The sequence below is a fragment of the Rhodococcus sp. BP-160 genome (genome assembly GCF_019836205.1).
Lineage (GTDB): Bacteria > Actinomycetota > Actinomycetes > Mycobacteriales > Mycobacteriaceae > Rhodococcoides.
In genome coordinates this window covers 285,629-309,848 of the sequence record NZ_JABUEK010000002.1, presented here as the reverse complement: position 1 = coordinate 309,848, position 24,220 = coordinate 285,629, and the positions used below count along the sequence as shown (strand labels likewise).

Here is a 24,220-nt window from a genome sequence, read left to right as displayed (position 1 = left end):
AAGGTTGTCTCATGAGCGTCGCCACCCATCGCCACCTGACCGAGTCCGAGCTCCGCGCCATCGCCGAGCGGGGTGCGCGGGAGATGGACGGCGCCTCGGCGGACGAGCTCATGCGCTGGACCGAGGACACCTTCGGCGACGACTACATCGTCGCGTCGAACATGCAGGACGGCGCGCTGGTCCATCTGGCCGCGCAGGTGCATCCGGGTGTCGACGTGCTCTTCCTGGAGACCGGCTACCACTTCGCCGAGACCATCGGTACTCGTGACGCCGTCGAGTCGGTCTACGGGGTCAACGTCATCGACGCGAAGACGACCGTGTCGGTGGCCGAGCAGGACAGGCTCGAGGGCAAGGATCTCTTCGCCCGCGATCCCGCACGCTGCTGCGCACTGCGCAAGGTCGTGCCGCTGAAGCGTGAGCTGGCGAACTACAGCGCCTGGGTCACCGGCATCCGCCGCGTCGAGGCACCCACGCGCGCCAACTCGCCGCTGATCTCCTTCGACGAGGCGTTCGGCCTGGTGAAGATCAACCCGATCGCGGCGTGGTCCGACGACGAGATGCAGTCCTACATCGACGAGCACGGCATCCTCGTGAACCCGCTCGTCGACGAGGGCTACCCGTCGATCGGGTGCGCACCGTGCACGGCCAAGCCCGCTCCCGGAGCGGACCCGCGCAGCGGTCGCTGGGCCGGCAGCACCAAGACCGAGTGCGGACTGCACTCGACCGAGGAAGGAACCCGATGACAGCCGCCACGAGCGTGGACGTCACCCACGTCGACGAGCTCCGGGCACTCGAGGCCGAGTCCGTGCACATCATCCGCGAGGTGGTGGCCGAGCTCGAACGACCCGTACTGCTGTTCTCGGCGGGCAAGGACTCCATCGTCCTGCTCCGCCTGGCGGAGAAGGCGTTCCGCCCCTCCCCCGTTCCCTTCCCGGTGATGCACGTCGACACCGGACACAACTTCCCCGAGGTCATCGAGTTCCGCGACCGACGACTCGAGGAGGGCGGCCATCGCCTCGTCGTCGCGTCCGTCCAGGAGTCGATCGACTCCGGTCGCGTCCGCGAGGTCGGCGGGTCCTCCGGCTCACGCAACCGTCTCCAGACCCGGACGTTGCTGGACGCGTTGGAGGAGAACAAGTTCGACGCCGCCTTCGGTGGTGCGCGGCGCGACGAGGAGCGTGCGCGCGCCAAGGAGCGTGTGCTGAGCTTCCGCGACGAGTTCGGCCAGTGGGATCCGCGGGCCCAACGCCCCGAGCCGTGGTCGCTGTACAACGGCCGCATCAAGCGCGGTGAGCAGGTCCGCGTGTTCCCGCTGAGCAACTGGACCGAGCTGGACATCTGGCGGTACATCGAGCTCGAGCAGCTCGAACTGCCGTCCATCTACTTCGCCCACGAGCGCGAGGTGTTCGAGCGCGACGGCATCCTGCTCGCCACCTCGGAGTTCACCTCCCCGACCGAGCACGAGACCGCTGCCGTCGAGATGGTGCGCTACCGCACGGTGGGCGACCTCACCATCACCGGCGCCGTGCGCTCGCACGCCACCGACATCGCCGGGGTGATCACGGAGATCTCCGCGGCCACCGTGTCCGAGCGCGGCGAGACCCGCGCCGACGACCGCACGTCCACAGCCGCGATGGAAGATCGCAAGCGCGAGGGGTACTTCTGATGACCATCACCAATCCGCTTCCGGTGTCGGACGTTCCGGTGTCCCCGGCTCCCACCGCCCCGCGTCAGCTGCTGCGCATCGCCACAGCCGGCTCCGTCGACGACGGCAAGTCCACCCTCATCGGGCGGCTGCTGCACGACACGGACAGTCTTCCGCTCGATCACCTCGACGCCGTGACCGACGAGGAGGGCGTGGCCGACCTCGCCGCCCTGTCGGACGGTCTGCGTGCCGAGCGCGAGCAGGGCATCACCATCGATGTCGCCTACCGCTTCTTCTCCACGCCGAGTCGCAGCTACGTCCTCGCAGACACCCCGGGACACGAGCGCTACACGCGCAACATGTTCACGGGAGCCTCCAACGCGAACGTCGCCATCCTGCTCGTGGACGCCCGCGCCGGCGTGTTGCGGCAGACGCGTCGTCACGCCCGGATCGCGACGCTCGTGGGTGTCGACCGCCTGGTGGCGACCGTCAACAAGATGGATCTCATCGACTTCGACGAGTCCCGCTTCCGTGACGTCGAGCGCGAGCTCGCCGACCTCGGTGCCCGCCTCGGCACGGAGATCCTGGTCATCCCGATCGCGGCGAAGCTGGGCGACAACGTCGTTCGGCCGTCCTCGACCATGCCCTGGTACACGGGCCCCACTCTGCTCGATCACCTCGAGAGCATCGACCTGGTCGCTCCCGCACCGGTCGCCACGGAGCTGCGGTTGCCCGTGCAGTGGGTCTCTCGCCCCACCGACGGCGAACGCCGTCGGTACACCGGCCGGCTGTCCGCCGGCACCGTGCAGATCGGCGACTCGATCGTCGCGCTGCCGTCCGGATCGCGCAGTGTGGTCACGGCGCTCGACACGCTGGACGACGCCCGCGACGTCGCCGTGGCTCCGCTCAGCGTCTCCGTCGAACTGGCCGACGACATCGACGTGGCCCGCGGCGACGTCCTGGTCAGTGGCGAGCCCGACGCCCACCTGCCCACGCTCGCACGGGAATTCGATGCCACCGTGTGCTGGCTGGCGGAGGCACCTCTCGGTGTCGGCGACCGACTGGCGATCAAGCACACCACCACCACGGTGCGCGCGACGGTGCAGCGCATCCACTCGCGACTCGATCCGGAGACGCTCGACGAGCATCCCGGCTCGGAGAACCTGTCGCTCAACGACATCGCGCGGGTGACGCTGCGGACCAGTGCGGTGATCGTGACCGACGACTACGCGGACAACCGCGACTCCGGTGCGTTCATCCTGCTGGACGAGCACACGAACGACACCGTGGCCGCGGGCATCATCGAGGGGTCCCGCGCGGTGCTCGACCGCTCGGACACCCCGTCCTGGGTTCCGTCGTCGATCACCCGCGACGAGCGTGTCCGCCGTACCGGTCAGCACGGTGCGACGATCTGGCTCACCGGCCACCCGTCCTCGCACAAGGCCGCCGTCGCCGTCGCGCTCGAGGACGCACTGACCGCCTCCGGTCGCACCGCCTACATCGTCGGCGGTGACAACGTCCGCGGAGTCCTCGACATCGACGCCGCAGCCGGAACCCGCGCCGCGACGGTGCAACTCGCCCGGTTGGCCCGGTTGTTCGCGGATGCCGGAGTGGTCGCGATCGTGCCCATCTCGTCGGCGGACGGCGAGGATCTCGCTGCCGCGCGAGTCGAGATCGCTGCGGCCGGGATCCCGGTCACCGATCACCACGTCGATGCCGACGACACCGCGACGCCGGCCGAGGTCGCGGCAGCCGTGCTGCGCGCATCGAACGCGTAAGGAAGAGACGCCCCCGCGTCGAGACGACGTCAGGAACCGCCGACGACGGCAGTGGAGCATGCAGGGTCGAGTCATGACCTTGCGTGAACTACTGCCGTCGCTGTCGTCTCCGGACGATGCTCGTGCGCTGTGGCCCGGGGAGATTCACACCCACGGGGGCAGGCTGTGTGTCCGAAGCGACGGGCGCGCCGAGACGTTCCTCGACGATCTGTGCGACGAGTACGGCGACGCCGTGGCCGTCCGAGCGGACACCGCGGTGGTGACGGTGACCCGGGTCCGGTCGGTGGACGTGTACCGAGGGCTCCTCCGCGTCGTCACGACCGGTGCCGACTCGGGTGTCGCCCCGGTGTCCGTCCGCGTAGCCTCGCGCCATCCGGTGTGCCGACCGGTTCCGTGTTGCCTCTGCACCCGGTCGGGGCGCTGCGTGTGCCCCGCGCTCGACCTGCCGTCGGACATCCACGCCGGCGACGTGCTGGCGATGGTCACGCGATGCGGTGATCCGGCGTTCCGTGGCCCGACCGTGAGTGTCCGGTCGGGGTGCGTCGACCGCGCGTGAGTCAGCCGGGGATCACCGGCACGCGCGTGGCACGCACGTACACGGTCTCCCCGCTCTGCAGCCCCAGCGCCTCGTTGTCGCCGCGGGTGATCTGCGCGAAGAACAGCTCGTTGGTGGCGCCGTTGCGCAACTCCACCCGCACCTCGAAGCCCAGGTGCACGACACGCTCGACGGTCGCCCGCAACACCCCCGCGTTCTCGGCCGTGCCGGTCTGCTGCGCGTTCGCGAGATCCGGTGTGCGGCCGACCCGGATGTCGTGCGGACGGACCAGCTGGCCGTTGAGCCGCGACACCTCGCCGAGGAAGGACATGACGAAATCGTTCGCCGGGGTGTCGTAGAGATCGCGAGGGGCGCCCACCTGTTCGATCCGGCCCTTGTTCATGACCGCGATCCGGTCGGCGACGTCCAGCGCCTCCTGCTGATCGTGCGTGACGAGCACCGTGGTGACGTGCACCTCGTCGTGCAGTCGACGGAGCCACGTGCGGAGATCGGCCCGCACCTTGGCGTCCAGGGCACCGAACGGCTCGTCGAGCAGCAGCACCCGCGGATCGACGGCGAGCGCGCGGGCCAGGGCCATGCGCTGACGCTGGCCACCGGACAGTTGCGCCGGGAAGCGCGTCTGGAATCCCGAGAGACCGACGATGTCGAGCAGCTGATCGACGCGCTCGTCGATCTCGGCCTTGGGCCGCTTGCGGATCTCGAGCCCGAAGGCGACGTTCTTGCGCACGGTGAGGTGCTTGAACGCGGCGTAGTGCTGGAAGACGAACCCGATGTCGCGCTTCTGCGGACTGACGGTCGTGACGTCGTCGCCGGCGATGACCACCACGCCGGAGTCCAGCTCCTCGAGTCCGGCGATCGACCGCAACAGTGTCGACTTGCCCGACCCGCTGGGCCCCAGGAGCGCCGTCAACGATCCGGACGGGATGTCGAGGGACACGTCGTCGAGGGCCGCGAAGTCGCCGTAGTTCTTCCGCGCTCCCCGGACGGAGATCTCGATGCCGCCCGTGCGCTTCTCTGTCGTCGTGGTCGTCGTCGTCACGGTGCTCATTCCTTGGTTCGCTTGCGGTCCAGAACCGTCATCAGCAGCAACACGATGACGGCGACGACCATGAGAAGTGTCGACGCGGCGTACGCGCCCGGTTGGTTGAAGTCCTCGTACCTGGCGTTCACCAGCAGCGTCAGCGTCTGCGAGATACCCGGCAGGTTGGTGGAGACGATGATGACGGCACCGAACTCGCCGAGCGCGCGGGCGACCGTCAGGACGACGCCGTACGTCAGCCCCCAGCGGATGGCGGGAAGTGTGATGCGCCAGAAGGTCTGCCACGACGTCGCGCCCAGAGTGGCCGCGGCCTCCTCCTGTTCCTGTCCGATCTCGTGCAGCACCGGTTCCACCTCGCGCACCACGAACGGCAGCGTGACGAAGATGGTGGCCAGCACCATGCCGGGCAGCGCGAAGATGATCGTGATGCCCCACTCGGCGAGGAAGCCGAACCAGCCGCCGGCACCCCACAGCAGGATGAGTGCGACACCCACGATGACCGGGGACACGGCGAACGGGAGATCGACGACCGCCTGCACGAGACCCTTGCCACGGAAGTTGCCGCGCGCGAGAGCCAGGGCCGTGACGACGCCGAACACCACGTTCAGCGGCACGACGATCGCGACTATGATCAGCGACAACTGCAACGCCGACTGTGCGGCCGGCGTGGTGATGAGCTGGAAGAACGAGACGATGCCGTTCTCGAACGTGCGGTACAGGATCGCACCCAGCGGGAACACCACCAGCACGGCCAGGTAGAGCAGTGCGACCGTACGGAGGCTCAGTCGAGTTCCGGTGGACAGCTTCACTTCTGCTCCTCCCGCCGGGCGAGGCGGCTACCGGAGATGCGCAGCACGAACAGCACCACGAAGGCGATGAGCAACAGCACCACGGAGATCGCGGCCGCGTCGACGGGCTGATCGGTCTCGATCTGCTCGCGGATGAGCTGCGACGCGATCTGCGTCTCGCCGGGAATGTTGCCACCGATGAGGACGACGGATCCGAACTCGCCGAGTGCCCGCGAGAAGGCCAGTCCGGCACCCGAGAGGATCGACGGCAGCAGTACCGGCAGCACGACCCGCCGGAAGATCACCAGATTGCTCGCACCGAGCGAGGCGGCTGCTTCCTCCACTTCCTGGTCGAGCTCGATGAGGACCGGCTGCACCGCGCGGACGACGAACGGCAGTGTGACGAAGGCGAGGGCAAGCACGACACCGGCCTTGGTGGCGTTCAACGTGATGCCCACCGGACTCATCGGTCCGTACAGCGACAGCAGCACCAGGCTCGCGACGATGGTGGGTAGGGCGAACGGCAGGTCGATCAGTGCGTTGACGACCGACTTGCCCGGAAAGTCGTCGCGCACCAACACCCAGGCGATGACAGTGCCCATCACCACGTTGATCAGCGCCGCCACCACCGAGACCTGCACCGTCACGCGCAGGGTGGCCAGCGCCCGCGGATCGGTGACCGCGTCCCAGAACTCGGCGGGTCCGTCGGACAGGGAGCGACTCAGCACGGCCGCCAGGGGCAGCAAGACGATGACTGAGAGCCACAGGACGACGGTGCCGAGCGTGAGCGACCCCCCGGGAAGGTGGGAGGCCGGCCGGCGAGGGGCGGGAAGGCCGGAGGCCGGCCGGCGACGGGCGGGAAGGCCGGAGGCCGGCCGGCGAGGGAGGAACTTTCGCCGACCGGCGACCTCTGTCGTCATGGTCAGCTCGATGCCTTGTAGATCGCGTTGATGGCACCGTTCTCGCCGAACAGGTCACTGTCCACCGCAGCCCAGCCACCGAGGTCGTCGATGGTGTACAGCTTCTGCGGCGTCGGGAACTTGTCGGTGTAGTCGGCGGCGACTGCGGGGTCGACGGGACGGAAACCGCTGTCGGCCCAGATCTTCTGGCCCTCCGCGGTGTAGAGGTAGTCGTTCAACGCGTTGGCCTGCTCGAGATTCGCACTGGAGTTGATCACGGCGACGGGGTTGTCGATGCGGAAGGTCTGGTCCGGAACGATGTGCTCCACCGGCTGACCCTGCCCCTCGAGCAACAGCGCCTCGTTCTCGTAGCTGAGCAGGACGTCGCCCTGGCCCTGGAGGAACGCCTCGGACGCGGAGCGGCCGGAGTCGGGCTGCACCGGGAAGTGCTTCACCAGTTCGGTGACGTAGTCCAGGCCGGCCTGGCGATCCTGGCCGCCGTTGCTCACGGAGGCGTAGGGCGCCAACAAGTTCCACTTCGCCGAGCCGGAGCTGAGCGGGCTGGGGCTGATGACCTGCACGTCGGGGCGGATCAGGTCCTCCCACGTGCGAATGTTCTTCGGGTTGCCCGGTCGCGTCACGATGGACACCACGGAGCCGAACGGCACGCCACCGTAGGCGTTCTGGTTCCAGGCCTCGTCGACCTTGCCGGCCTTCACCAGTCGGGTGACGTCGGGCTCGACCGAGAAGTTGACGATGTCGGCAGGTGCGCCGTCGGCGACCTTGCGCGACTGGTTGCCCGAGGCGCCGTAGTCGGCGTTGATGGTGACGTTGTCACCGTTCTCGGTGGAGGCGAACGCGGCGCCGATGGCATCCCACCCGTTCTTGGGCACGGCGTACCCGACGAGGGTGAGCGACGGACCGGACGTGGACGCGGCGGACTCACCGACGGTGTCGGAGGACCCGGTGGAGCACGCGGTCAGGGTGAGGGCGGCCGCGACGGCGGCGGCGGACAGCAGGCGGACACGACGTGATGGGAACACGGTGGACCTCTCGAGGAGTGCGGCACACGCAAGGGCGCGGCGGCACGGACATGAACAGCGGTGATGGACGGAACTGACGAGCGGAACGCGCCGGAATCGGTGAGGGCGCGCCGTGTGGGGTCAGCGACAGTCGACGTCAGCGACCGCGAGCATGCCGACAGCGATCAGCGCCAGTTCATGGCGGATCGGGTGCGGGGCTGCGTCGGACACAGCCGAGAATTTAGCAGAAAGTCGGAGAGAGCCTGCTACCGAGTCAACAGCCACGCGACGATCACCAGCACGATCAGCGCGATGAGGGCCAGGGTCACACGGGAGCGGGGCACGGTGTCACTTCTCTCGGGGGTCGGAGTTGCCGGTGGTCACGGCTGCGGGATCCCGGTCGGCGGGCGTCCGGCGGAAGTAGCGCCGCCTGGCATCGAAGAGCGCAGACAACACGATGTCGACGACGTACGCGGTGAGTGCCGCTGCCGGCACGACCACCAGCAGGACGACGGCGACCTGGGGCACGAACGGCAACCCGGCGATCCAGAGTTCGACTCCGTCCCACCACGTGGCCACTGCGTTCACACCTCACGACAGTAGTCCCTCGCTCTCCGCGGTGGACTGGGGCGCCGGACGGCTTCATGATGGGCGGATGAGCCCGTTCGACGAACAGTCCGTGGTCCCCCGCGTCGCCAGCGCGGGGGAAGCCGTCTTCGGCCCCGGCGCGGCCGAGCCGGCCGAGGAGGGCGGCGCGCTCGACACCGTTCCCGGCACGGCCCAGACCTGGCTGCCGCATCGCACGACGTTTCCGCCGATCGACGACTACGCCTTCCTGTCGGACTGCGAGACCACGTGTCTGATCGCTCGCAACGGTGCGGTGGAGTGGATGTGCATTCCGCGACCGGACTCCCCCAGCATCTTCGGAGCGGTGCTCGATCGCGGTGCCGGGCAGTTCCGCATCGGCCCCTACGGTCAGAACGTGCCCGCGGCGCGGCGCTATCTCCCGGGCGGTCTGATCGTCGAGACCACGTGGCAGACCGAGACCGGATGGTTGGTGGTCCGCGACGCTCTGGTGATGGGCAAGTGGCACAACACGGACGAGCGCTCCCGCACGCACCGCCGGGCCCCGTCCGACTGGGACGCCGAGCACTGCCTCATCCGCAGCGTGAAGTGCGTCAGTGGAACGGTCGAGCTCGAGATGAGTTGTGAGCCCGCGTTCGACTACCACCGCAAGCCTGCCGTGTGGGAGTACACCGGCAACGTCTACGAGGAGGCGACGGCCACCGCCACGGCGGGCGACGGCACCGAACCCACCCTCAAGTTGACCACCAATCTGCGCATCGGCCTCGAGGGGCGAGAGGCCCGCGCCCGGACTCGGATGACGGAGGGCGACAACGTCTTCGTCGCGCTGTCGTGGTCGACGCTCGATCCTCCCCGCACCTTCGAGGAGTCAGCCGAAAAGATGTGGCAGACGGCGGAGTGCTGGCGCCAGTGGATCACCATCGGCCGCTTTCCGGACCATCCGTGGCGCGGGTTCCTGCAGCGCAGCGCGCTCACCCTCAAGGGTCTCACGTACGCACCGACCGGCGCGCTGCTCGCCGCGAGCACCACGTCGTTGCCGGAGACGCCGGGCGGAGAGCGGAACTGGGACTACCGGTACGCCTGGGTACGCGACTCCACCTTCGCCCTGTGGGGTCTGTACACGCTCGGCCTCGATCGCGAGGCCAACGACTTCTTCGCCTTCATCTCCGACGTGACGTCGGGCCCGGACGGCGAACCCGTTCCGCTGCAGGTGATGTACGGCATCGGCGGCGAACGCACGCTCGAGGAGGAGGAGCTCGGACACCTGTCCGGGTACGACGGAGCCGTCCCCGTGCGCATCGGTAACGGTGCCTACAACCAGGTGCAGCACGACATCTGGGGCACGATGCTCGATTCCGTCTACCTGCACGTGCGCTCGCGGGAGAATGTTCCGGAGTCGCTGTGGCCCTTGCTGAAGCGTCAGGTGGAGGAAGCGATCGAGCACTGGCGCGAGCCCGACCGGGGCATCTGGGAGGTACGTGGGGAACCGCAGCACTTCACGTCGTCCAAGGTGATGTGCTGGGTGGCGCTCGACCGCGGAGCGAAACTTGCTGTGCTGCACGGCGAGAAGGCGTACGCCGAGGAATGGTCAAGCATCGCCGACGAGATCAAGGCCGACGTTCTCGAGCACGGCGTCGACTCGCGCGGAGTCTTCACCCAGCGATACGGCGACGACTCACTCGACGCCTCGTTGCTGCTGGTGCCGCTCCTGCGGTTCCTGCCGTCGGACGACGAGCGCGTCCGGGCGACGGTGCTCGCCATCGCCGACGAGCTCACCGAGGACGGCCTGGTACTGCGCTACCGCGTCGACACCACGGACGACGGGCTCTCCGGCGAGGAGGGCACCTTCACCATCTGCTCGTTCTGGTTGGTGTCCGCACTGGTCGAGATCGGCGAATTGCACCGCGCGAAGCGACTGTGTGAACGGCTGCTCGGGTTCGCGAGCCCGCTGAAGCTCTACGCGGAGGAGATCGACGCGAAGACGGGTCGGCACCTGGGCAACTTCCCACAGGCGTTCACCCACCTCGCGCTGATCAACGCCGTGGTGCACGTCATCCGGGCGGAGGAGGCAGCGCAGGCCGGGCAGTTCCAGCCCGCCCACGGCCATGCGCACTCGTGACGGTCAGTCGAGTCGGAGGGCGTTGACCCACAGGCGCGTCGCCGCGTGCACCAGCTGATCCGACGACCACGTCGGCGGCTCGCCGAGGGACGGCTCCACCACGAAATGGGTGAACGCCAGCCGGGAGATCATGCCCGACAACGCGAGTGATGCGACGACGGGATCCACGCCGCTGTCCGCCAGGCCTCGTCGCTGGAGACCGGCGATGCTGCGCGCGTTGCGACGGACGAACGCGTCGGCACGGTTGCGTCGGAGCCGCCGGAACCGGATGTCGATGGCCGCCACCTGTTCGAGCAGTTCCATCAGCTTCGCGTTGCGTTCGTACGCCTCGAAGTACGCGCGCGTGCTCGCCTCGATGACGGCGACCGGATCACCGTCGTCCGGCACGTGTTCGGTACCGGGGTGCATCATGTCGTCCTGCGACACCTCGAGCACCGCCGCGAAGATCTCTTCCTTGCTCGCGAAGTAGGTGTAGAACGTGCCGGACGAGCAGCGAGCCTCGGCGGTGATGTCCACGAGACGGGCGTCGAGGTACCCGGCACGCTCGAACACCACCCGCGCCGCCGCGACGAGCGCAGCGCGCGTGCGCACTCCGCGCGGCGTCGCCGGCGGGGTACGGAGCAGGTCCGCGTCGGCCAGCGACGGCGGCTCGTCGTCGCTGGGGGACCCGGTGCCGGCCGGCGGGGTCCTGGTCATGGGTGTCCCCGCGGGAGCGACCGCGGACCTACTTCTTCTTGTCCGCGGACGCGTCGGTGGACAGGGCGGCGACGAACGCCTCCTGTGGCACGTCGACACGACCGATGGTCTTCATCCGCTTCTTGCCGGCCTTCTGCTTCTCGAGCAGTTTGCGCTTACGGCTGATGTCACCGCCGTAGCACTTCGCCAGGACGTCCTTGCGGATCGCACGGATGTTCTCGCGCGCGATGATCTTCGACCCGATCGCCGCCTGGATCGGGATCTCGTACTGCTGGCGCGGGATCAGGTCCTTGAGTCGGGTGGTCATCTTGTTGCCGTAGGCACCGGCCGCGTCGGCGTGCACGATGGCCGAGAACGCGTCGACGGCCTCTCCCTGCAGCAGGATGTCCACCTTCACCAGGTTGGCAGACTCCTCGCCGATCTCCTCGTAGTCGAGGCTCGCGTATCCGCGGGTGCGCGACTTGAGGATGTCGAAGAAGTCGAAGATGATCTCGGCCATCGGGATGGTGTAGCGCAGCTCGACGCGGGTCTCCGACAGGTAGTCCATGCCGCCGAGCTCACCGCGGCGGCTCTGGCACAGCTCCATGATGGACCCGATGAACTCGCTCGGCGAGATGATGGTGCACTTGACCATCGGCTCGAACACCGCGCGCGCCTTGCCTTCCGGCCAGTACGACGGGTTGGTGACGATGTGCTCGGCGCCGTCGTTCATCTCCACCCGGTACACGACGTTGGGCGAGGTCGAGATCAGGTCGAGCCCGAACTCGCGCTCGAGGCGCTCGCGGGTGATCTCCATGTGCAGCAGACCGAGGAATCCGCAGCGGAACCCGAACCCGAGAGCGACGGACGTCTCCGGTTCGTAGGTGAGGGCGGCGTCGTTCAGTTGCAACTTCTCGAGGGCGTCGCGCAGATCGGGGTAATCGGACCCGTCCACCGGGTAGAGACCCGAGTAGACCATCGGCCGTGGCTCGCGGTATCCGGTGAGCGCTTCGGTCGCGCCGTTGCGGGCGCTGGTGACGGTGTCTCCCACCTTCGACTGACGCACGTCCTTGACGCCGGTGATGAGATAGCCCACCTCACCGACGCCGAGGCCCTTCGTCGCCTTGGGGTCCGGCGAGACGATGCCCACCTCGACGAGCTCGTGCGTCGAACCGGTCGACATCATGGTGACCTTCTCGCGCGGCAGGATCTTGCCGTCCACCACGCGCACGTACGTCACCACGCCGCGGTACGCGTCGTAGACGGAGTCGAAGATCATGGCGCGTGCGGGGCCGTCGGCGTCGCCGACCGGCGCGGGCACCAGACGGACCACCTCGTCGAGCAATGCCTCGACGCCCATGCCGGTCTTGCCCGAGACGCGCAGCACGTCGTCCGCCTCGCAGCCGACGATGTGGGCGATCTCCGCGGCGTAGCGGTCGGGGTCGGCCGCGGGCAGGTCGATCTTGTTCAGCACCGGAATGATCGTCAGATCTTTCTCGAGTGCCAGGTAGAGGTTCGCGAGCGTCTGCGCCTCGATGCCCTGTGCAGCGTCGACGAGGAGCACGGCACCCTCGCACGCCTCGAGTGCACGCGACACCTCGTAGGTGAAGTCGACGTGTCCGGGGGTGTCGATCAGGTGCAGGACGTGCTCGGTGTCCCCCACCTTCCACGGCAGGCGGACGTTCTGCGCCTTGATGGTGATGCCGCGCTCACGCTCGATGTCCATGCGATCGAGGTACTGCGCGCGCATCGACCGGTCGTCGATGACACCGGTGAGCTGCAGCATGCGGTCGGCCAGCGTCGACTTGCCATGGTCGATGTGGGCGATGATGCAGAAGTTACGGATCCTGGTGGGATCCGTGAACGTCGTGTCCGCAAAATTGGTGATGGGGTACTCCTGACGAAACGGCCGTGGTGACGTACAGAATATCTGCACGTCACCACGGCCGGGGTCCCGGGCAGGCCGGAGGGGTCAGGCGGGGGCCGTGGTGGTGGCCGCTCCGGCACCCGCGAGGGTGCTCTCGAATGCCGGTACGAGCGAGTCGAGCAGGTACGGCAGACTCAGCGGCGAGGTGAAGTAGATGGCGCCGGCCGTGATCGCGTCGGTGAAGACGAGCCTGTTCTCCCGCACCTCCTGCAACGACGAGTACACCGGGTCGGCCTCGAGGGTCGCGCGGTCCTCCGGGGACTCGGTGGCCCAGAGCAGCACGTCGGCGGTGTCGAGCACGGAGAGGTTCTCCAACGGAATGTACGCCTGGGCGTCCTCCTCCTGGACGAAGGCGTCGAGCTCGGACGGGATCTCGAACCCGAGCGAGGTGAGGAAGTCCGTGCTCAGACCGTCCTGATAGGCGATGGCGTTGCCGTCGTAGATCGCGTTCTGCAGGAGGACGGCCTTCTTCCCCGCGAACTCGGGGTGGGCCTCGGCAGCCTCTCGGTACCGGGTGCGGACGTTCTCGACGAGCGCCTCCGCCTCGTCGGGCTTGCCGAGCGCGGCTCCGATGGTGCGGGTCTGTTGATCCCACGGCTCGAAGTAGGGGGAATCGACGTCGCTGTGGGCGATGGTCGGGGCGATGGCGCTCAACCGGGTGTAGTCGTCCTGCGTCATGCCGGCGTTGGTGCCGATGATGAGGTCGGGTTCGAGGGCGGTGACCTTCTCGAACTGGATGCCGTCGTCCTGGGTGAGCACCTCGGGCCGGGCGTCACCCAGCAGATCGTGAGCCCAGGGCCACGTCGCGTCCGGCTGCTCTCCGTACCACTCCGTGACACCGACGGGAACGACGCCGAGAGCCAGCAGGGTGTCCTGCTCGGTCAGTCCGACCGAGACCACACGCTGCGGATCGGCCGGCACGACGGTCTCGCCGTAGGCGTGAGTCACGGTCACCGACCCCTCGGTCGATCCGCTCTCGGTGTCGGACGAGCACGCCGACACCAGCGCCAGGACACTCAGTCCGACGGCCACCACCGTGCGGCGACCCACACGTCCGACACTTCCACGCCTCACGACAACCCTCTTTCACATCGGGAATCTCCCGAAATCGGACTTAGGGTAGCCGAACCTCACTCACGGGTGGTGAGCTACGTCCTCGGGTCTCGGTAGCCTGGTCGGCATGGCAACTCTGGCGTCGATCGGCAAGAAACTGGGACGACTCGCAGTGGCGGAAGGCCCGCGCCTGTTCCGGCAGCTGCAGCGGTCCGGCGCCCTCGACAAGGTGACGCAGTCGTTGGGTTCACGCATCGGCGCGTCCGGTGCCGGTGGCACGTCACCCACCGGAGCATCGTCGGGACGGCCCGTGACGTCGACCTCGGTTCCCACCGCCATGCGCGCACGGCGCATCGAGTACTCCCCCGCGCTGGACGGCGCCGCGGATCCGGGCGAGGTCGTGTGGACGTGGGTGGCCTACGAGGAGGATCCGTCGCAGGGCAAGGATCGACCGGTGCTCGTGGTCGGCCGCGACGGTTCCACTCTGCTCGGCCTCATGCTCTCGAGTCAGAGCAAGCACGACGGCGACCGCGACTGGCTCGGCCTCGGCGGCGGGCCGTGGGACGCGCAGGGACGCCCGAGTTGGGTCCGTCTCGACCGCGTGCTCGACGTTCCCGAGGGCGGGATCCGACGAGAGGGAGCCGTCCTCCCCCGTGATCGTTTCGACCTGGTGGCACAGCGCCTGCGCTCCGACTTCTCCTGGCACTGAACTCGGATCACAGTCGATCGACGGCGTTCTTGGCCTCGAGCAGCGACAACCCGGTCCGCTCGCGGAGCAACTTGATCGCGACGATCGCCTGTCCCTCGTTCTTCAGTGCCGTGAGGCGTGGAACGAGGTCGTCCCACTGCGCCGGGCCCGGCGTGAGGGACTCACCGCGTTCGAGGGACTCGACCGCCACCTTCGCGTCGCGCAGTCCGGCGCCAGTTCGCTCCCGATAGACCTTGATCGCCTGAATCTTCTTGTCGGCGGCCAGCAGTCGATGAATCTCGGCGCGAGCACCGTCATCCAGGCCGACCGTTCCGACCTCGCCGGAGGTCGTGGGCCTGCCGGATGCGGCGCGTCCGAGAAGTCGGAACGCGAGAACGGCGGCGACGAGAACGATCAGGGCGACGAGGAACCATCCAGTGGCCGACATGGTCTCCAGTGAATCACCTCCGCCCGGACGCCGCGAGGGTCGTCAGCTCCGGCCGGCTCTGGCGCACATCCATGCCGCGGTGCTACCGTGTCCGTGCGGATGTGATTCTCCGCCCCCCTCTTCCCCTTCCTCACGGGCGCCACATCCCGCGTCACATTCCTTCGAACCATCCGCACTGGTAGTGCGTTCACTGTGACCCTCACGCATTCCCCGGACTCCCTCGACATCGTCAGCGGAGCCCTGTCCCATCTCTCCCATCGCGCCCGGGCACTCGACACCGGTCCGCTCGAAGAGCCTGCGCTGCACATCTTCTCGTACCTGGCGGTGCCTCCGGATGCGGTGATCTCGCATCGCCGCTCACTCCCCGCCTATCAGGCCGCGACCCTCGTCCTTGCCGTCGAGGCCTATGCCGATGACCGCCCGGAGGAGTCGACATCATCTGCGGCACAACGATGGTCGTCGGTTCGTGGCCACGAGCGGTACCACGACGATCTCGTCGCCATGCTGAGTTCCTGCCGTCGCGGTGGCAGTTGTCGCGGCGTACCGGTCGAGTACCGGTCGGTGGACGTCGGTCCCGCGTCGACGATGTCCGTCCCGGTGTTCGGGTTGCTCGACACCCACTCTCCCGGCGGCATGCCCGTGGCGGTCGCGCTCCACATTCCCGACCCAGCCCACCAGGCTCCACTCCAGATCGAGGTGCTGTCCGGCGATCGAGACGCCGGTGCGAGCACGCTGGACGCCCTCCTCTCGCTCATGACCGACCACGACGTCATGCGCGGGCAGGTCCTGACCCTCGGAGGGGGCGGTGGACGCGGCAACGGCCTCGTGAGGTTCATGGCGAGGCCCACCGTCGCGGGCGAGGACTTGATCCTTCCCGACGGCACCCTCGAGGCGATGACTCGCCATCTCGTCACCGTCGGGTCCTCGGCAGCACGACTACGTGAAGCGGGCCAACACGTGGGTCGCGGCATACTCCTGTACGGCCCACCCGGAACCGGCAAGACCCACACCGTCCGTCACCTGCTGGGACTGGTGCCGACCAGCACGGTGATCGTACTGACCGGGTCCGCGATGCGGCACATCTCGGAAGCCGCCGCGCTCGCGCGTCGACTCACCCCGTCGGTCGTGGTCGTCGAGGACGTCGATCTCATCGCCCGGGAGCGCGAGGAAACGGGTGTGAACTCGCTCCTGTTCGCCTTGCTCGATGCGATGGACGGCATGGACGGCGACGCGGACGTCACGTTCGTCCTGACCACCAACAGACCGGACTCCATCGAGCGAGCGGTCCGGGACAGGCCCGGCCGTATCGACCTCGCGGTCGAGATCCCGTTGCCCGACACCCGCGGTCGCGAACGGTTGGCACGGCTCTACCTGTCGGCCGTGAACGTGGCAGCCGATCTCACACCGCTGGTGGAGGCGACCGAGGGTGGAACGGCCTCGTACGTCCGAGAACTCGTGCGCCGCACCGTGGTGGCCGCGATCGAACGCGACGACCATGGCGCCGACGGGCACACGACGGTGATCACCGACGACGACATCGCCGCGGTGCTCACCGCCTGCGTGGACGAGCGTCAGAGACTGACGCGCTCGCTGTTGGGCGGATCGGGCGTCAGGCCAGCCGGGTGATCTCCACGACGACGTCGAGTTCCGTGGAGCCGCCACCGGAGAAGATTCCCTTGAGGGGTGGCACGTCGGCGTAGTCGCGTCCGATTCCCACCGAGACGTGCTGTTCGTTCACCGGCACACCGTTGGTCGGGTCGTAGCCCCACCACGATCCGGTCCACGCCTCGATCCACGCGTGTGACTGACCCTCGACCGAATCACCGACCACCGCTTCGGCATTCGGGTGCAGGTAGCCCGAGACGTAGCGGGCAGGAATGCCGATACTGCGGAGCAACACCAGCGTGAGGTGTGCGTAGTCCTGGCAGACGCCCTTCTTCTCGGCCCACGCCTCCACCGCGGACGTGTGCACCCCGGTGGTGCCGGGAACGTAGGACATCTCCTGGTTCACCCAGTCGCAGACGGCCACCACGGCGTCGTACGGCCCCAGATCCTTCGCCAACTTCTTCGCGACGGACGTCAGCTGACGGTTCCGAGGGACGTAGGTGCTGTGGCCGAGCAGCTCGTTGAACCTGTCCACCACGGGGTCTGCGGCCAGGTCCTCCCAGTCGAGGGTCTCCTCCGGCGGGACGAACGCGTCCGTCTCGACGACGGAGGACCCGGCCACCTCGAGGGACGTGTGCGGAGCGTGCAGATCGAACGCCGTGACCGCGGTGCCCCAGTAGTCGGTGTACCGGTACGACCTCGTCGCCGGATCGGTCTCGACACGGTTCAGAATGACGTTCTGCCGGGTGTCGCTCCGCGGCGTCAGTCGCGCCTCGTTGTACGAGGACGTGACCGGTGCGTCGTAGTTGTACCCCGTGGTGTGCACGACGCGCATCCGCCAGCTCACAGTTCACCCTCCAATTGTGCTTCGTCCGTTCGGCTTCCGGCGTCCGTCCAGGCGACCCAGGGCGCTGCGTGGAAGTACTGCTTGGAGATCGCCTCACCCACCTCGCGGCAGGTCTCCTGCAACGACATCAGACGGTCCTGCAGGTCCTCCAGCAGAACACCCGGCTGCAGGAACTCGAGTTCACTGCGAGCGCGGCCGAGAAGTCGCTGCGCCTCGGCACGGGATCCGACGCGCATGTCGGGGTGATGGTCGAGGCTGTCGAGCGAGTGTTCGGCCTCGCTCAGTGCGTAGAACACCGAGCGCGGGAACAGCCGATCGAGCAGCATGAACTCCAGGACGCGTTGAGCGTCGAGAGCGCCGCGGTAGGTGCGCAGATACGTGTCGTGTGCACCGGCCGACCGCAGCACGGTGACCCACGCCGGCGACGACGGTCGGTCGCCTGCGCGGGCGAGCAGCAACCGGACGGTCATGTCGATGCGTTCCACGGAGCGACCGAGCAGCAGGAAACGGTAGCCGTCGTCGCGGCTGAGCGTCGAGTCGGCGAGCCCGGCGAACATCGCGGCGCGCTCCTCGATGAACCCCAGGAACTCGTGGGGGCCCAGACGCTTCGACGCTCGGATGCGTTCACCCAGTGCGTTGTACGTCGTGTTGAGGCATTCCCACATCTCGCTCGAGGTGACCTCGCGTGCGCCGCGAGCGTTCTCGCGGGCACTGGACAACGAGTCGACGATGGAGCCGTTGCCCTCGCGGGAGAACGCGACGAGTTCCGTCAACGACCACACGTCCAGGCGCTCGTCGGGAAGCTCGAATCCCAACACCCGCAGCAAGACTCGGGAGGTGTGGTCGGGATCGACGGTCGCGTCCTCGAGCAGCTGGTGCACCGTGACATCGAGGATGCGCGCGGTGTCGTCGGCGCGTTCGACGTAGCGGCCGATCCAGTACAGCGATTCGGCGTTACGAGCCAACATCAGCGGGCACCGTCCTTCGGGGAGTGGGTCAGCTGTTGCTGCTGCTGTTGAATCTGCTGGCTGTTGAGCTCGGGGCCCTGCTCCGCGGTGGGTGACGACGGGGGTTCGGACACGATCTCCGCCCCGCCGAGCTCACGCTCGTCCTCCTTGGTGGCGCGGCCGGCCAGCACCCACGTGTCCTTGCTGCCGCCGCCCTGGCTCGAGTTGACCACCAGGGAGCCTTCGGGCAGCGCCACGCGGGTCAGACCGCCGGGCAGCACCCACACGTCGTCGCCATCGTTCACGGCGAAGGGCCGCAGATCGACGTGCCGCGGTGCGAGCTGGTCACCGATCTTGGTGGGCACCGTCGACAGCTGCACCACCGGCTGCGCGATCCATCCGCGCGGATCGGCCCGGATCTTCTTGCTGATCGTGGCCAATTCCTTGGGCGACGCGTCCGGACCGAACACGATGCCGTATCCGCCGGAGCCCTCGACGGGCTTGATCACCAGTTCGTCGACACGGTCGAGCACCTCCTCGCACTCGTCCGGCAGCCAGCACCGGTACGTGTCGACATTGGCCAGGAGCGGCTTCTCGCCGAGGTAGTACTCGATGATGGTCGGCACGTACGTGTAGGTGAGCTTGTCGTCGCCGACACCGTTGCCGATGGCGCTGGAGATGACGACGTTGCCGGCACGTGCGGCGTTGACCAGTCCGGCCACACCGAGAACGGAGTCGGGTCGGAACTGCATGGGGTCGAGGTAGTCGTCGTCGATGCGGCGGTAGATCACGTCGACCTGGCGCTCGCCCTCGGTGGTGCGCATGTAGACGACGTTGTCGCGGCAGAAGAGGTCGCGGCCCTCGACCAGCTCGACGCCCATCAGCCGGGCGAGGAGGGAGTGCTCGAAGTACGCAGAGTTCGCGACGCCGGGTGTGAGGACGACGACGGTGGGGTCCGCCTCGTTGATCGCGGCAGCGGCACGCAGGGCGCGCAGCAGGTGCGTGGCGTAGTCACCGACCGCACGCACCCGGTGGCTGGCGAACAGGTCGGGGAACACGCGCGCCATGGTGCGGCGGTTCTCCATCACGTACGAGACCCCCGACGGCGAGCGCAGGTTGTCCTCGAGGACACGGAACGTGCCCTCGGCGTCCCGGATCAGGTCGATACCGGCGACGTGGATGCGCACACCATTGGGCGGCACGATGCCGAACGCCTCGCGGTGGAAGTGTTCGCACGACGTCACCAAAGATTTCGGGACCACGCCGTCACGCAGGATCTCCTGCTCCCCGTAGATGTCCGCCAGGAAGAACTCGAGTGCCTTGACCCGCTGCTTGATCCCGCGCTCGAGCTTGTTCCACTCGGACGCCGCGATGACCCGGGGCACCTGGTCGAGAGGGAACGGGCGCTCCTGCCCCTCGAGCGCGAACGTGATGCCCTGATCGACGAAGGCGCGGCCGAGGGCGTCCGAGCGGGCGTCCAGTTCCGCGGCGTCCGACGGCGCGAGCGCCTTGTGGATTCCCTTGTACGGTCCACGCAGCCCGCCGTCGCCGTCGAACATCTCGTCGAACGCCAGTCCGTACTTCCCGATGTCCCGGTAACCGTCGAAGACGCTCGGCCCGGACGAGGACTGCGACTGCGAACGGCTCTTCTTCGCCTGTGGTGCAGCGCTTGATCGGGGACTCATGGTCGCCATGCTGCCTCACAGGTACCCCTGGAGCACGGTGGACACGTTAATTCCATGCAACCTCACGAGTCACGTGCACACCGACTCCCTGCAGCGAGATCACCGAATTGGGTTACCGGACCGACGCTGGTAGTCTCGTACGTCGGACGTGGGCACGCTCGTGCGCACCCACCGTTACCAGCTTTCACAAGCACTGCACGTACGGCTCGAGAGTGTTCCCCGGAGTCAGCCGTCCCGGACCGAGAAGAGACGAAGGATAACTACGCGTGGCCAACATCAAGTCCCAGGTGAAGCGAATCGCTACCAACGAGCGTCAGCGCCTGCGCAACCAGTCGGTGAAGTCGTCGCTCCGCACCGTGATTCGCTCCTTCCGTGAGGCGACCGAAGCCGGCGACAAGGCCAAGGCCGAGGAGATCCTGCTGACTGCGAGCCGCAAGCTCGACAAGGCAGCCAGCAAGGGCGTCATCCACAAGAACCAGGCTGCCAACAAGAAGTCGGCACTGTCGCTGGCCTTCAACAAGCTCTGATCTCTCCCGAGCCCTCGCGGCTCCTCTCGAGAGTCCCTGTGCAGTTCTTCTCGAGAGTTCCTGTGCAGTAGCTTGTCAGCACTACGCCCCGGGCGAGCACGATGCCCGGGGCGTAGTCGTGTGCCCGGGCGGCGCTGTCAGCGCGAACTCAGCCCCGCCACCACGTTCACGGCGCGTTCCACCGCGTAGTCCGCGTCGGCGGCCTGGCCCTTGACGTCCGCGTTGAGCGCGGCCACCACCTGCAGTGCCTCGGCGATGCGCTGCGGATCCCACATGCGGGCCTGCGCCTGCGCCTTCTTGATCTTCCACGGCGGCATCCCCAGTTCGGACGCCATCCGGAACGGATCGCCGCGGCCCGCCGAACCGACCCGCGCCACCGTGTGAACGGCCTCGGCCAGTGCGTCCGCGAGCAGCACGTGCGGTGTGCCGCCCAACATCGCCCACCGCAGTGCCTCGAGGGCGCCGGCGCGGTCACCCGACACGGCCTTGTCGGCGATGTCGAAGCCCGTGACCTCCGCACGGCCCGAGTAGTAGCGGCGGACGGCCGCGACATCGACCTTCCCCGCCGTGTCCGACACCAGTTGCGAGCACGCGGCGGCCAGTTCGCGGAGATCCGACCCCACCGCGTCGACGAGTGCGGCGATGGCGTCGGGAGCGACGCGTGTCTCCGAATGGGAGCGGAACTCGGCCCGCACGAAGTCGACGCGCTCCGCCGCCTTGGACAGCCTCGCGCACTCGTGGACCACGGCACCGGACTTCTGCAGCGCCCCCACCATGGCCTTGGCCCGGCCTCCACCCGAGTGCAGAACGATCAGGACCACACCGTCCACCGGCGTCGCCGCGGCGTCGAGAACCAGCGTCATGGCGTCCTTACCGGCCTCCGCGGCCGCCTCGAAGACGACCACGCGATCCTCGGCGAAGAGGGAGGGGCTGAGCAGTTCCGCGAGCTCGGCGACCGTCGTGTCCCCCGCCCGCAGACGGTCGACCGGCACCTCGGCCCCGGCCCCCACCGTTGCCGCGCGCATCGCGGCCACGATGGACGACACCGCACGCTCGACGAGGAGCTCCTCGTCGCCCAGGACGAGGTGCAGGGGCTCGGGACGGGTGCTGCTCGCTGTCGAACTCACCGGTCGATGGTGCCACGGTGGGCCGACAGCCACCGACGCCGGACCAGCACCGCCGCGCCCGCCGCGACGAGGACACATCCCCCGACGACGGCGGCGCCCCGAGGCCCGGTCGGAGTGAGCACCGTCGCACCGGGAGCGTCCGCCGTGTACGCGGCCACGGCCAGCAACCACCGCAGCGGCACCCACGCCACCCCGGCGACGACAGCCCCGGCCTCCACGCTCACGACGGCCACCACGGCCGCCAGCGCGCCGATCACGGTGACCGGCCCGACGACGGGTGCGGCGAGCACGTTCGCCGCCACCGAGTAGACGGAGAACGTTCCAGCCATGGCGGCGACCAGCGGTGCGGTCACCAGGTGCGCCGCCAGCGCCACGGCCACGGCGTCGAGCACCGGACGCCGGCGACCGGGCGGTGCGTCGGCGGGGCTCACCATCGCCGTCAGCACCGGGGCGAGCAGCACGAGAGCGACCGTCGCGGTCACCGACAGCGCGAACCCCCACGACACCGCCAGTCCCGGATCGACGGCCAGCAGCACCAGCACCGCGGTGCACAGGGCCGGCATCACATGGCGACGGCGGCCGGTCATCACCGCCAGCAGACCCAGCACACCCATGACCGCCGCACGCAGGACGCTGGGTGACGGTCTCGCCACCACGACGAACGCGACGAGGACGATTCCCGCGAGCGCCGCGGTGGTTCGAGGGCCGGCCGAGAGCAGCCGAGAGCCGAGGACGACACACCCGATGACGAAGGAAAAATTGGCGCCCGAGACAGCCGTCAAGTGGGACATTCCGGCCGCCGTGAACGAGTCCTGGACGGAGACGTCGAGTCCCGACCTGTCCCCCACCACCATCCCCGGGAGCAGCCCCTCCTCCTCACGTGGCAGAGCGATGGCAGCGGCCTCCGCGAGAGCACGTCGCACCACGCCCGACCACCGGAGCAGCGCCGGCGCGCTCCCCACCTCGGGTGGCCCGGTGGCACGTGCGACGGCATCCACCGCGCCCACACGATCGGGAGCCGCGAGCCGCGCCCGGAACGTCACCGACACACCCGGTTCCAGTGCCCGCCACGGATCCGGGGGCGCGAACACGGTGATCCGGGCCGACCCATCGACGACGGTGCCGCGCAGCGTCACTCGGCTCGCTCGTATCGGCACGAGCACCTGATCCGCGAACGAGCCCGTGATCGGACGTGGATCGTCCGTGACGACGCCCTCGACCGTCGCGTACGCACCGCCCAGCGCGCCCTCGCGGACCGGGCCCGTCGTCACCTCGTGCATCCGCAGGGACGACATCGCCGCGAACGCCGCGGTGACGCAGCAGGCCGCCACGACGACGAGCATCACCACCGATCCCCAGCCGTGCCGACGCCGGCACCACCAGCCGACGACCGCCACGAGCACGCACACCGCGGCCAGAGCCGCCGCGGGCCGCCACCCCGCGCCGACGGCCACCACGGTCGCAGCCCACGCCCCCACCGCACTCGGGACGAGCCGCAGATCCACGGCCGGTGCGTCGGTCACACCGTGACCAGGGGCGTCAGCTTCTCGAGCCGAGCGGGGCCGACACCGCTCACCTCGGACAGCTGATCGACGGACGTGAAGCCGCCGTTCTCGTTGCGCCACTGAACGATCGCGCCCGCGGTCACCGGACCGACACCGGGCAGGGCATCGAGCTCTGCCTCCGTCGCCTCGTTCAGCGACACCAGACCCGGGGCCTTCCCGCCGGCATCGGACGACCCCTCACCGGCCACGGACACGGGCCCCGGAGCGAGCGGTACCGACCCCGTCGTCGACCCCACCACCACCTGGTCACCGTCCGACACCTTCGCCGCCCAATTGAGCCCGAAGAGGTCCGCGTCGTCCCGGCGCCCACCCGCGGCCGCGACGACATCGGCGATGCGGGACTCGGCGGGAACGGTGACGAGTCCCGGGCGCATCACAGCGCCGAGCACGCTGACCACGACTCCCGCGGATTCCGGTGCCGACGTCGTCGGCGTCTCGGACTCGGTGATCAGAGTGGGAAGCGGCGGCACCGCGGTGACCTGCGGAGAATCTCGCATCACCACCGCCCCCACGGCGCCCACGAGAAGGACGGCGGCCACGGCGAGGGCACGGACGCCGCGGGACCCCGGATCGATCCGGAAGCGCGAGCCGACGAGACCCGCGCGGCGATGCACCGCGTCGGACCGGCCGCCGTCGGGGTCGGCCGGCTCGGGAGCAGCGATCTCGGGTGCCATGCCCGCGACGGTAGGCCCGGG

24 protein-coding genes are annotated in these 24,220 nt (G+C 68.5%); 8 read left to right on the top strand and 16 right to left on the bottom strand.

The window, feature by feature from the left end:
- Positions 1 to 11: 11 nt before the first annotated feature.
- The 4 genes from HQ306_RS07900 (at position 12) to HQ306_RS07885 (ending at position 3,979) form a co-directional block, all read left to right on the top strand.
- Positions 12 to 743 carry a phosphoadenylyl-sulfate reductase gene (locus HQ306_RS07900; RefSeq protein WP_027505713.1) on the top strand — a complete coding sequence of 244 codons (732 nt, stop codon included), beginning with the start codon at positions 12 to 14 and terminating at the stop codon, positions 741 to 743.
- Positions 740 to 1,666, top strand: a complete 927-nt coding sequence (cysD, locus tag HQ306_RS07895) for a sulfate adenylyltransferase subunit CysD (protein ID WP_222630395.1) — start codon at positions 740 to 742, stop codon at positions 1,664 to 1,666. Before HQ306_RS07900 ends, cysD begins: the two co-directional genes overlap by 4 nt.
- Positions 1,666 to 3,423 carry a GTP-binding protein gene (locus HQ306_RS07890; RefSeq protein WP_222630393.1) on the top strand — a complete coding sequence of 586 codons (1,758 nt, stop codon included), beginning with the start codon at positions 1,666 to 1,668 and terminating at the stop codon, positions 3,421 to 3,423. Before cysD ends, HQ306_RS07890 begins: the two co-directional genes overlap by 1 nt.
- Positions 3,424 to 3,496: 73 nt before the next feature.
- Positions 3,497 to 3,979 (top strand): hypothetical protein, encoded by a 483-nt coding sequence (locus tag HQ306_RS07885; RefSeq protein ID WP_222630391.1) that lies wholly within the window; start codon positions 3,497 to 3,499, stop codon positions 3,977 to 3,979.
- Between the two features lies 1 nt (position 3,980).
- On the opposite strand, the gene HQ306_RS07880 is transcribed toward HQ306_RS07885, so the two are convergent.
- From HQ306_RS07880 to HQ306_RS07860, 6 genes are all read right to left on the bottom strand, one after another.
- Entirely contained in the window at positions 3,981 to 5,027 is a 1,047-nt protein-coding gene (locus HQ306_RS07880) for a sulfate/molybdate ABC transporter ATP-binding protein (protein WP_051613350.1), read from the bottom strand.
- On the bottom strand, positions 5,024 to 5,827 hold the full coding sequence (gene cysW, locus HQ306_RS07875) for a sulfate ABC transporter permease subunit CysW (RefSeq protein WP_027505710.1): 804 nt from the start codon (positions 5,825 to 5,827) through the stop codon (positions 5,024 to 5,026). The genes HQ306_RS07880 and cysW overlap by 4 nt, the downstream gene beginning before the upstream one ends.
- Positions 5,824 to 6,726, bottom strand: coding sequence for a sulfate ABC transporter permease subunit CysT (cysT, locus tag HQ306_RS07870; RefSeq protein WP_222630389.1), 903 nt, complete (start codon positions 6,724 to 6,726; stop codon positions 5,824 to 5,826). Before cysT ends, cysW begins: the two co-directional genes overlap by 4 nt.
- Before the next feature lie 2 nt (positions 6,727 to 6,728).
- On the bottom strand, positions 6,729 to 7,748 hold the full coding sequence (locus HQ306_RS07865; protein ID WP_222630388.1) for a sulfate ABC transporter substrate-binding protein: 1,020 nt from the start codon (positions 7,746 to 7,748) through the stop codon (positions 6,729 to 6,731).
- Positions 7,749 to 7,868: 120 nt separating this feature from the next.
- The gene (locus tag HQ306_RS22765) at positions 7,869 to 7,958 is read right to left on the bottom strand and encodes an Ms4533A family Cys-rich leader peptide (RefSeq protein WP_321163718.1); all 90 of its coding nucleotides are present in this window, start codon (positions 7,956 to 7,958) and stop codon (positions 7,869 to 7,871) included.
- A gap of 117 nt (positions 7,959 to 8,075) precedes the next feature.
- Positions 8,076 to 8,315 (bottom strand): hypothetical protein, encoded by a 240-nt coding sequence (locus tag HQ306_RS07860; RefSeq protein WP_037185709.1) that lies wholly within the window; start codon positions 8,313 to 8,315, stop codon positions 8,076 to 8,078.
- A gap of 67 nt (positions 8,316 to 8,382) precedes the next feature.
- Between HQ306_RS07860 and HQ306_RS07855 the strand changes: the two genes are divergently transcribed.
- Positions 8,383 to 10,431, top strand: coding sequence for a glycoside hydrolase family 15 protein (locus HQ306_RS07855; RefSeq protein ID WP_222630386.1), 2,049 nt, complete (start codon positions 8,383 to 8,385; stop codon positions 10,429 to 10,431).
- A 3-nt stretch (positions 10,432 to 10,434) separates the two neighbouring features.
- On the opposite strand, the gene HQ306_RS07850 is transcribed toward HQ306_RS07855, so the two are convergent.
- The 3 genes from HQ306_RS07850 to HQ306_RS07840 are packed head-to-tail and all read right to left on the bottom strand — an operon-like array spanning position 10,435 to position 14,107.
- Complete coding sequence (locus tag HQ306_RS07850) at positions 10,435 to 11,127, bottom strand: TetR/AcrR family transcriptional regulator (RefSeq protein ID WP_222630384.1); 693 nt, start codon at positions 11,125 to 11,127, stop codon at positions 10,435 to 10,437.
- A gap of 28 nt (positions 11,128 to 11,155) precedes the next feature.
- Positions 11,156 to 13,042, bottom strand: coding sequence for a translation elongation factor 4 (lepA, locus tag HQ306_RS07845; protein ID WP_308115408.1), 1,887 nt, complete (start codon positions 13,040 to 13,042; stop codon positions 11,156 to 11,158).
- Between the two features lie 36 nt (positions 13,043 to 13,078).
- On the bottom strand, positions 13,079 to 14,107 hold the full coding sequence (locus tag HQ306_RS07840; protein ID WP_200933839.1) for an iron-siderophore ABC transporter substrate-binding protein: 1,029 nt from the start codon (positions 14,105 to 14,107) through the stop codon (positions 13,079 to 13,081).
- 106 nt (positions 14,108 to 14,213) lie between these two features.
- Between HQ306_RS07840 and HQ306_RS07835 the strand changes: the two genes are divergently transcribed.
- Positions 14,214 to 14,795, top strand: a complete 582-nt coding sequence (locus HQ306_RS07835) for a type II toxin-antitoxin system PemK/MazF family toxin (RefSeq protein ID WP_056445806.1) — start codon at positions 14,214 to 14,216, stop codon at positions 14,793 to 14,795.
- Between the two features lie 7 nt (positions 14,796 to 14,802).
- Here the strand turns inward: HQ306_RS07835 and HQ306_RS22565 are convergent, their stop codons facing one another.
- Positions 14,803 to 15,222 carry a hypothetical protein gene (locus tag HQ306_RS22565; RefSeq protein ID WP_051613347.1) on the bottom strand — a complete coding sequence of 140 codons (420 nt, stop codon included), beginning with the start codon at positions 15,220 to 15,222 and terminating at the stop codon, positions 14,803 to 14,805.
- 192 nt (positions 15,223 to 15,414) lie between these two features.
- Here HQ306_RS22565 and HQ306_RS22560 point away from each other — a divergent pair, with 192 nt between their 5' ends.
- Positions 15,415 to 16,848 (top strand): ATP-binding protein, encoded by a 1,434-nt coding sequence (locus HQ306_RS22560; protein ID WP_222630382.1) that lies wholly within the window; start codon positions 15,415 to 15,417, stop codon positions 16,846 to 16,848.
- On the opposite strand, the gene HQ306_RS07820 is transcribed toward HQ306_RS22560, so the two are convergent.
- Genes HQ306_RS07820 through HQ306_RS07810 form a run of 3 tightly spaced genes read right to left on the bottom strand, consistent with a single transcriptional unit; the run spans position 16,832 to position 20,306 of the window.
- Positions 16,832 to 17,662 carry a transglutaminase family protein gene (locus HQ306_RS07820; protein WP_222630380.1) on the bottom strand — a complete coding sequence of 277 codons (831 nt, stop codon included), beginning with the start codon at positions 17,660 to 17,662 and terminating at the stop codon, positions 16,832 to 16,834. The two genes, HQ306_RS22560 and HQ306_RS07820, sit on opposite strands and share 17 nt — an antisense overlap.
- Before the next feature lie 8 nt (positions 17,663 to 17,670).
- The gene (locus tag HQ306_RS07815) at positions 17,671 to 18,642 is read right to left on the bottom strand and encodes an alpha-E domain-containing protein (protein ID WP_027505702.1); all 972 of its coding nucleotides are present in this window, start codon (positions 18,640 to 18,642) and stop codon (positions 17,671 to 17,673) included.
- Entirely contained in the window at positions 18,642 to 20,306 is a 1,665-nt protein-coding gene (locus HQ306_RS07810) for a circularly permuted type 2 ATP-grasp protein (RefSeq protein ID WP_197027785.1), read from the bottom strand. The genes HQ306_RS07815 and HQ306_RS07810 overlap by 1 nt, the downstream gene beginning before the upstream one ends.
- A gap of 266 nt (positions 20,307 to 20,572) precedes the next feature.
- On the opposite strand from HQ306_RS07810, the gene rpsT reads away from it, so the two are divergent.
- Positions 20,573 to 20,833 (top strand): 30S ribosomal protein S20, encoded by a 261-nt coding sequence (gene rpsT / locus HQ306_RS07805; protein WP_027505700.1) that lies wholly within the window; start codon positions 20,573 to 20,575, stop codon positions 20,831 to 20,833.
- A 137-nt stretch (positions 20,834 to 20,970) separates the two neighbouring features.
- On the opposite strand, the gene holA is transcribed toward rpsT, so the two are convergent.
- Genes holA through HQ306_RS07790 form a run of 3 tightly spaced genes read right to left on the bottom strand, consistent with a single transcriptional unit; the run spans position 20,971 to position 24,199 of the window.
- Positions 20,971 to 21,960: a DNA polymerase III subunit delta gene (gene holA, locus HQ306_RS07800; RefSeq protein ID WP_308115409.1), complete on the bottom strand. Its 990-nt coding sequence runs from the start codon at positions 21,958 to 21,960 to the stop codon at positions 20,971 to 20,973.
- Positions 21,957 to 23,483: a ComEC/Rec2 family competence protein gene (locus HQ306_RS22555; protein ID WP_222630376.1), complete on the bottom strand. Its 1,527-nt coding sequence runs from the start codon at positions 23,481 to 23,483 to the stop codon at positions 21,957 to 21,959. The genes holA and HQ306_RS22555 overlap by 4 nt, the downstream gene beginning before the upstream one ends.
- Positions 23,480 to 24,199 carry a ComEA family DNA-binding protein gene (locus HQ306_RS07790; RefSeq protein ID WP_222630374.1) on the bottom strand — a complete coding sequence of 240 codons (720 nt, stop codon included), beginning with the start codon at positions 24,197 to 24,199 and terminating at the stop codon, positions 23,480 to 23,482. The genes HQ306_RS22555 and HQ306_RS07790 overlap by 4 nt, the downstream gene beginning before the upstream one ends.
- Between the last annotated feature and the right edge of the window lie 21 nt (positions 24,200 to 24,220).

Excerpts from the sequence above, each read along its gene's own strand:
- HQ306_RS07850 (WP_222630384.1), bottom strand. The coding sequence starts at position 11,127 with ATGACCAGGACCCCGCCGGCCGGCACCGGGTCCCCCAGCGACGACGAG.
- HQ306_RS07835 (WP_056445806.1), top strand. The coding sequence starts at position 14,214 with ATGGCAACTCTGGCGTCGATCGGCAAGAAACTGGGACGACTCGCAGTG.
- HQ306_RS07885 (WP_222630391.1), top strand. The coding sequence starts at position 3,497 with ATGACCTTGCGTGAACTACTGCCGTCGCTGTCGTCTCCGGACGATGCT.
- HQ306_RS07900 (WP_027505713.1), top strand. The coding sequence starts at position 12 with ATGAGCGTCGCCACCCATCGCCACCTGACCGAGTCCGAGCTCCGCGCC.
- HQ306_RS07880 (WP_051613350.1), bottom strand. The coding sequence starts at position 5,027 with ATGAGCACCGTGACGACGACGACCACGACGACAGAGAAGCGCACGGGC.
- HQ306_RS22565 (WP_051613347.1), bottom strand. The coding sequence starts at position 15,222 with ATGTCGGCCACTGGATGGTTCCTCGTCGCCCTGATCGTTCTCGTCGCC.
- HQ306_RS07810 (WP_197027785.1), bottom strand. The coding sequence starts at position 20,306 with ATGAGTCCCCGATCAAGCGCTGCACCACAGGCGAAGAAGAGCCGTTCG.
- HQ306_RS07790 (WP_222630374.1), bottom strand. The coding sequence starts at position 24,199 with ATGGCACCCGAGATCGCTGCTCCCGAGCCGGCCGACCCCGACGGCGGC.
- HQ306_RS07820 (WP_222630380.1), bottom strand. The coding sequence starts at position 17,662 with ATGCGCGTCGTGCACACCACGGGGTACAACTACGACGCACCGGTCACG.
- cysD (WP_222630395.1), top strand. The coding sequence starts at position 740 with ATGACAGCCGCCACGAGCGTGGACGTCACCCACGTCGACGAGCTCCGG.
- HQ306_RS07815 (WP_027505702.1), bottom strand. The coding sequence starts at position 18,642 with ATGTTGGCTCGTAACGCCGAATCGCTGTACTGGATCGGCCGCTACGTC.
- cysT (WP_222630389.1), bottom strand. The coding sequence starts at position 6,726 with ATGACGACAGAGGTCGCCGGTCGGCGAAAGTTCCTCCCTCGCCGGCCG.
- HQ306_RS07855 (WP_222630386.1), top strand. The coding sequence starts at position 8,383 with ATGAGCCCGTTCGACGAACAGTCCGTGGTCCCCCGCGTCGCCAGCGCG.
- HQ306_RS07890 (WP_222630393.1), top strand. The coding sequence starts at position 1,666 with ATGACCATCACCAATCCGCTTCCGGTGTCGGACGTTCCGGTGTCCCCG.